Source organism: Aquamicrobium segne, assembly GCF_042656785.1.
GTDB lineage: Bacteria > Pseudomonadota > Alphaproteobacteria > Rhizobiales > Rhizobiaceae > Mesorhizobium > Mesorhizobium segne.
This window is the reverse complement of sequence record NZ_JBHSLL010000059.1, coordinates 132,619-139,455: the sequence shown is the minus strand read 5'-3', so window position 1 is coordinate 139,455 and position 6,837 is coordinate 132,619. Positions and strand designations below refer to the sequence as shown.

At 57.9% G+C, this 6,837-nt stretch carries 10 protein-coding genes and 1 pseudogene; all 11 read left to right on the top strand.

Translation table 11 applies throughout. The annotated features are described in order from the left end of the window. Positions 1–317: pseudogene (locus tag ACFPLB_RS16575) on the top strand (hypothetical protein); the annotation flags it as partial. Between the two features lie 503 nt (positions 318–820). Further along, on the top strand, positions 821–2,080 hold the full coding sequence (locus ACFPLB_RS16570) for a tyrosine-type recombinase/integrase (RefSeq protein ID WP_378231711.1): 1,260 nt from the start codon (positions 821–823) through the stop codon (positions 2,078–2,080). Continuing rightward, positions 2,077–2,565: a hypothetical protein gene (locus ACFPLB_RS16565; protein ID WP_378231709.1), complete on the top strand. Its 489-nt coding sequence runs from the start codon at positions 2,077–2,079 to the stop codon at positions 2,563–2,565. The genes ACFPLB_RS16570 and ACFPLB_RS16565 overlap by 4 nt, the downstream gene beginning before the upstream one ends. Positions 2,566–2,643: 78 nt before the next feature. Next, a complete protein-coding gene (locus ACFPLB_RS16560; RefSeq protein WP_378231707.1) occupies positions 2,644–2,868 on the top strand; it encodes a helix-turn-helix transcriptional regulator in 225 nt (74 codons plus the stop codon). Next, the gene (locus tag ACFPLB_RS16555) at positions 2,868–3,224 is read left to right on the top strand and encodes a hypothetical protein (RefSeq protein ID WP_378231705.1); all 357 of its coding nucleotides are present in this window, start codon (positions 2,868–2,870) and stop codon (positions 3,222–3,224) included. Before ACFPLB_RS16560 ends, ACFPLB_RS16555 begins: the two co-directional genes overlap by 1 nt. Beyond that, positions 3,217–3,459, top strand: coding sequence for a hypothetical protein (locus ACFPLB_RS16550; RefSeq protein WP_378231703.1), 243 nt, complete (start codon positions 3,217–3,219; stop codon positions 3,457–3,459). Before ACFPLB_RS16555 ends, ACFPLB_RS16550 begins: the two co-directional genes overlap by 8 nt. After that, a complete protein-coding gene (locus ACFPLB_RS16545; RefSeq protein WP_378231700.1) occupies positions 3,456–3,932 on the top strand; it encodes a hypothetical protein in 477 nt (158 codons plus the stop codon). Before ACFPLB_RS16550 ends, ACFPLB_RS16545 begins: the two co-directional genes overlap by 4 nt. 270 nt (positions 3,933–4,202) lie before the next feature. After that, positions 4,203–4,508 (top strand): head-tail connector protein, encoded by a 306-nt coding sequence (locus tag ACFPLB_RS16540; RefSeq protein ID WP_378231698.1) that lies wholly within the window; start codon positions 4,203–4,205, stop codon positions 4,506–4,508. Further along, positions 4,505–4,864, top strand: a complete 360-nt coding sequence (locus tag ACFPLB_RS16535) for a phage head closure protein (RefSeq protein ID WP_378231696.1) — start codon at positions 4,505–4,507, stop codon at positions 4,862–4,864. The genes ACFPLB_RS16540 and ACFPLB_RS16535 overlap by 4 nt, the downstream gene beginning before the upstream one ends. Then, on the top strand, positions 4,854–5,198 hold the full coding sequence (locus tag ACFPLB_RS16530) for an HNH endonuclease (protein ID WP_378231694.1): 345 nt from the start codon (positions 4,854–4,856) through the stop codon (positions 5,196–5,198). Before ACFPLB_RS16535 ends, ACFPLB_RS16530 begins: the two co-directional genes overlap by 11 nt. An 18-nt stretch (positions 5,199–5,216) precedes the next feature. Next, positions 5,217–6,827: a terminase large subunit gene (locus ACFPLB_RS16525; RefSeq protein WP_378231692.1), complete on the top strand. Its 1,611-nt coding sequence runs from the start codon at positions 5,217–5,219 to the stop codon at positions 6,825–6,827. The last annotated feature ends 10 nt before the right edge of the window (positions 6,828–6,837 follow it).

Here is a 6,837-nt window from a genome sequence, read left to right as displayed (position 1 = left end):
CAAATCATATCCACGAGGCGGGTCAATTCTCGGTGAAAATCCCGGGTCAGATCTCAACGGCAATCAACAATCAGGCGCTCTTGTCGGAAGAGGCTCGCCGCTCGACGTGGGTGGAGTTCGACCTTGACGAGCTGACCCGTGCGAACACGCTGGAGCGCTGGCAGTCGCACCGCATCGCCCGTGAGATCGGCGCGAAGAGCGCCAACGAAATCAGGCGGGAAGAGCGATATAATCCGCGCACCGATCCGGGCGGCGACGAGTATTTCGCTCCGCTCAACATGATGCCGGAGCAGAAGGGCAAGCCAGTGGATACGTGATCGGGCGCCGTTCGGCGAGGGTCTTAACCGATCACGTCGCCGGCAGGTGGCTCGCGACGCCTGCCGGCACCTTTTTCAGATAGGCGGCAACGCCTATAGGGCCGCGAGTAAAATCAGCAACTGTTGGGCTTCACGTATGCTCGCGGCCCGCTCCACTTGGGATTGTAGATCGCCGCCTAGCGAATCCGGTTTGTGTAGATATACTGTAGATCGCGCTACTTTTTGGGGCTTTCCGTAGGTGGTAACCCTTTGATTTTAATGGTGGGCCCGGAGGGACTCGAACCCCCAACCAAGCGGTTATGAGAGGCTTTATACTGCAATTTCATGCAACAAGCTGCATCGGTAAAAGTCACGCAATCAATTGAAATTGTTTTGTATTTTATCTTAACCTGTTGCGACTTGTCGCAATAGGTATCGACAAAGCGCGCGTTCTGGCGTACCTATTTCCGTACCTAATTGGTGAAAGCGGCCGCAAACCGCTTTTCTGGAAAAAGGTACGGGCCATGCCGACGATAGAATTGACCGACCGATTTTGCGCATCTGCCAAGCCCATTAATGGCAAGCAGACTGATTATTTCGACGTAAACACCAAGGGGCTTTGCCTTCGCGTTTCACCGGCTGGCACCCGATCTTGGAACTTGGTCTATACCAAGCCCAGCGACGGCAAGCGGGCACGCATGAAGCTGGGACGCTATCCGGAGATCAAGCTGGGGAAAGCGAGAGAGAAGGCCAGAGACGCGCGCGGCAACATTGGCGAGGGTATCGACCCCATCGCGGAAAAGAAGGCGCTGGCGGCATCGCAGACCGTAAAGGACATGGTGGAAAACTACATCGCCCGCCACGCATCAACCAAGCGCACCGGCCCGGCGATTGCCCGGCGGCTTAACTTCAATGTTGTGCCTGTCATCGGCACGATCAAACTGGCCGACCTTCACCGCCGCGATCTGACCCGCTGTATAGACGCCATCAAGGATCGGGGCGCGCACGTGGAGGCGAACCGCGTCTTTGAGGATATGCGGGCAATGATCCGTTGGGCGCGCGGACGCGGCGACCTTGACGAAAATCTTGTCGAAGGCATGAAAAAGCCGACTGAAACGACCGAGCGCGACCGCGTTCTATCTGCCGATGAAATCCGAATCCTTTGGGCTTCGCTCGATCAAGCCGAGATGTGGAAGGCAACACGCCGCGTCATCCGTCTTTGCCTTGTCACCGGGCAGCGCGTTGGCGAAGTGTCGGGCATGGCCGTTGCGGAACTGGACCTTTCAAAAGCCGTCTGGACGATCCCGGCGGCGCGGGCCAAGAATGGCCGTGAACATTCCGTTCCCCTGTCTGATATGGCTATCGCCATCATTCGCGAGCAAATGGCCGCTGTTGCCGCGCTGGCCGAGCGCAAGGGCTATCCGCCTTCGCCGCATGTCTTTCCCGGCGTTCGCACGACCGGATCGCTGACCGCTGCTGCTGTAGCGCAAGCTATCGGCAAGCACCGGAAGAATAAGACTCTACCGGGCATTGCTGACTGGACATGCCACGATCTACGGCGGACCGCAGCGACCCACATGGAGGAAATCGGCATTTCGCCTTTCGTCATCGGGCATGTGCTGAACCACGTTTCAGCGACTAAGGCGAGCATTACCAGCCGCGTCTATGCCCGATATGACTACGGGAAGGAAAAGCGCGAGGCGTTAGACCTATGGGCGGATCGGCTGGCCGGCATCATCGAAGGCAAGGGCGAAGTGGTGGCGCTGCGGAAGGTGATGGCGTGACGGATAATCCAAAATTCAAAATGCCTCCCTTCAATGTTGGCATAAATTTTCCTAAGATTGACACTTCAATACATAACAATCTTAATGATGCTTTTCGTAAATTTTCGAATGTAACGAGCAAAATAGACTGGAATGAAACAGAAGAAATAATCAAAAGGATGCATGCCGCAAGGAATAACCCAGACGATCCAAAATCAAAGATTTGGGAGGCGGCAATTGGTGGTGTCACTCCACGGGCCGCTTCTTTGTTCTGGCGTCATCTTCCTGACCCTCTAAAGCGCAGGGGCCGGCCGGCGGGCAGTGGCGAACTGGCCGCTGATGATGCTTTTTTTCGTGAAATGAAGCGACGCATTACGGCATCTAATAAGCCTGTAAAAACGGTTGCTCGGGAGATGATAGAAGAGCGAGGCGGTGTCGAATATGCTGAGAAGGAAAGCCGCGTGAACTATCTGGCGCGGCTCTATCGCCAGCGGGAAAAGAAATAGACCCAATTTTATTATCCGCGATATAGGAAGCGACAACCTGCATCATCCTTGCGTCAACAACAAACGCAAGGAGTGGACATGCACCAGACTGCATTTCCTGACTTGGCCGACGAGGCCACCGCCTGCCGTATCATCGGCGGCGAAAATACACCTATCCATCGCTCGACTTTGTGGCGCGGCATCAATGCCGGTCGCTATCCGAAGCCGCTCAAGATCGGGCCTGCCACAAACCGCTGGCGCGTCAATGAACTGATGGCGGTATTGGAAAAGGCTGCTGCCGACCGTGATGGGAGGGCCGCATAATGACCTTCGCAAAGAAAAACCCGGCGCTGGCGGCAACCAGCGACCGGGCGGATATCGAAGCTGTCGAGGCAAACGATAATCCGAACACTACCGCGACCGACCTTTCCCCGCAAGCCAAATGGGATGCAGCAAACCCGAAAGCCAAGTGGGCGCATCAAGCTTTGCGTTCCGCCGAAAATAAGGGGTTGATTGAGCGCGGGCCGTGCGAGGTGTGCCATGCCGTGCATGGTGTTGATGGCGTGATTATTCACGGCCATCACGATGATTACGACAAGCCGATGCAGGTTCGCTGGTTGTGCATTCTGCATCACCGCCAGTTGCACGCGGCAAAAAAGGCGGAGGCTGGCAATGAATAGTCTCGCCATGGAAGCAGCCGCTTGGAAGCTGGAAAAGAAGACATTGAAGGGGCCGCAGCATCGCGACCATTTCATCATCGAGCCTGAGGGACGCGCATGGCGTCTGTCGATCTTCCCGGCAAAGGGCCTGCCCAGCTTCATCACTGGTCTGACCTTCCCGGAGGCGAACCGCCGCCGCCTGTCGCTGTCGAATGATGGTTATGTCGGCAAGATCATCGCGGGAGGTGTAAATTGAGCAGCCGCACCTTCAGCAAGGTTTCCCCGGCCCTTTGGCGGCCGGGGAGGTTCCTTTCCCTGCCGACTTCCGACACGAAGTTGCTCTACGTCTATTTCCTGACGTGCGAGCACATGAACAGCGCCGGTTGCTTCCGCCTGCCAGACGGCTATGCGTGTGCTGATCTGGGCTGGAGCGCCGACACATACCATGCCGAACGCGAGCGGCTGGTCGAGGCTGGCTTGATCGACTTCGATGCCGATTGCAGCGTTGTCTACGTGGAACGCTGGTTCAAGCACAACCCGCCGATGAACAGCAAACACGCTGCTGGCACCCGGCGCATCATCGAGGGCATCGAAAGTGACCGCATCCGCGAAAAGGTGGAGGCGGATTTCACGGCAACGCAGGAGCCGGCCGCAACGGTCCATCCGTTTGACACGCCGAGCACACATTCCCGGCTGACCGGCACTAATTTCATGCGTGGCGGCCGATAGGGTATCGATACGGTATCGATAGGGTATGCAGACCGTATCGATATACAGAGACACAGACAGAGACGACAGACACAGACCTAGACGGAGACCAGACCCAAGAAAAAGAAAAAAAGAAAGACTTTGAGACCGCCATTTCCTGAAACGCCTTTGCAACGGCAATGTTGGCGCTATGGGCTTAGGAAGGGGAGCGGTTTCAATGTTGGCGCTTTATCCTGCATCGTTGCTCCTAGGCATTCATTCCTATATGATTGTTCACCAAAGGAGAACGAAATGCCGGAACCCGTCACCCTTTCCGACCTCAAGGCATTTGCCCGCATCGACAGCAACGACGATGACACGCTGTTGACGGCGCTGGGTATCGCTGCCCGCGAATATGTCGAGCAGGCCACCGGCAACGATTACTTCACGGCCGAGGCTATCGTGCCGGAACGGGCCAAGGTTGCCATCAAGGCGCTTGCCGCTCATTGGTACGAATTCAGAGAACCCGTCATTGCCAGTGCCGTGACCACCGTTCCAATGCACGTTCGCAGCATCATCGCGCAGCTTCGCGGCGGCACGCTGGAGCCAAGCGAATGACGAGCCGGGAACCATACAGACCGCAACGCATCGGCAATCTTCGCGAGCGCATCGTGCTGGGAAAGTACGTGCCCGGCGAACCGGATTGGAGCGGTCATCCCGGCGATCCTACGTGGGAAGCGCAGCCGGCCATATGGGCGCGTGTCGAACCCTTGAAGGGCGAAGAGCGCATGATAGGTGGCGGCTTGGCTGCGGTCGCCTGGGTGCAGGTTCATATCCGCCATCGTAGCGACGTTGAAACCACATGGCGGCTCACACATCGCGGCATCACTTACAACATCAGGGCCATTCGTAACCTCGACGAGCGGGACCGCTTCCTGTCCATCGACTGCGAAGGCTTGGTCAATGAAGACTAGATTCTACGATACTGCCGAATGGCAACGCATCCGCCTGCGGCAGCTTCGTCGCGAGCCTATGTGTCGCCAGTGCAGCCAGCCAGCACAACACGCTGACCACATCACACCTATCAGTCGTGGCGGGGCCAAGCGTGACGCTGCCAATCTCCAAAGCCTCTGTCATCCTTGCCACAACCAGAAGACAGGACTGGAACGGCAGGGCAAGACATGGCGTCTGATGGGTTGCGACGAACACGGAATGCCGCGTGATCCAAGCCATCCGTGGCATGGCGGGGGCGGTTCAATCACTGGATCGACCGACGCCACACCGACGCCCCCCACGCAAAGAGAATAAGTAAGGATTGCTGACCTAATGGGACTCCGTGGACCCGGCTCCAGACGCAAGCCCGTCATCGACAAGCCTAGGCGGATGCCGTGGAACAAGCGGGGACTGTCGCGTGCCGAGCGCATGATTGTGTTTCTAGAGTTCCTGCCGATCACCAAGGGCATTCTGGCTGGCAAGAAAATGAAGCTGCTGCCTGCGCAGCGTGAATTCGTGGAAGGCATCTACGGGCCGGAAAGCGAAGACGGCAGGCGGCTTGTGCGGCTTGCCATCAAGAGCGAACCAAGGGGCAACGGCAAGACGGGGCTGGTTGCCGGTCTATGTCTGGGGCATCTGCTGGGGCCGGAAGCCGAGCAGCGCGGCGAAATCTATTCGGCTGCTATCGACAAAAACCAAGCCGGGCTTTTGTATCGCGAGATGGAAGCCATCATCCTGGCCGTGCCGGAGTTCGATGCCCGCACCAACTGCCAGCGCTTTCATAAGAAGATCGAGGTGCTGGAAGGCGACGGCGAAGGCTCGATCTATGAAGCCATTTCCGGTGACGTGCGACGCGGGCATGGCCTTGCGCCGTCGCTATGGGTCTATGACGAGCTTGCCCAGACGAAAACTTCCGAGCTTCTGGACAACCTGATGACGGGCGCGGGCAAGCGCAACGAGTCGCTGGGCATCGTCATTTCCACACAGGCCGCGACCGATCAGCACCATTTCTCTGTCATGCTAGACGACGCCATGCGCGGCACCGACCCGACGATCTTCTGTCAGCTATTTGCGGCACCGGAAGATTGCGACCCGTTCAGTGAGGAAGTGTGGAAGGCCGCGAACCCGGCGCTGGGCGTCTTCCTCGACGAAACTGAATTCAAGGCACAGGCCGAACGTGCCCGCCGCTCTCCCGGCTTCCTGCCACGCTTCATGAATCTACGGCTCAATATGCGCATCGAGGCGGAAAGCCGCTTCCTTGCCGCCCCTGATTGGCGGGCATGTGGTGCTGACATTGATTTTTCCGGCCTTGAAGGCAAGCGCTGCTATCTGGGGCTGGATCTTTCCTCGACCACCGACTTGACCGCGCTGGCCGCCTATTTCCCGGAAGGCGGGGAATTGCTGGCATGGTTCTGGAAGCCTGCCGAGCAACTGGACGAAGCCGAACGCCTCGACCACGTACCCTATAAATTGTGGGTACGGCAGGGCTTCATCGAGGCGACGCCGGGCCGAGCGATCGACAAGGGCTTTGTCGTTCACCGGCTGGCCGAAATTGCCGGAACCTATGCCGTGCAGGGCGTGGCGTTCGACCGATGGGGCATGAAAGAGGTTGAGCGCATCATGGCCGACGAGGGCGTGAAGCTGCCTCTAGAGCCGTGGGGCCAAGGTTGGCAGGACATGGCACCGGCGCTCGACGCCACGGAAACGCTGGTGCTTCAAGGCAAGCTAAAGCATCCGAAAAACCCGGTTCTTGATATGTGTGTGGCGAACGCCGTCGCCGTCACCAATCCAGCCGGGGCACGTAAGCTGGACAAATCACGCTCGACCGCACGCATCGACGGCTTGCAAGCGGCAGCGATGGCGATAGGGCTTGCTGCCCGTACTCCCGGCAAAAAGAAGTCGATCTACCAGACGCGGGGCCTGTTGACTGTCAACGCAGCGTGAACAGTCAGCG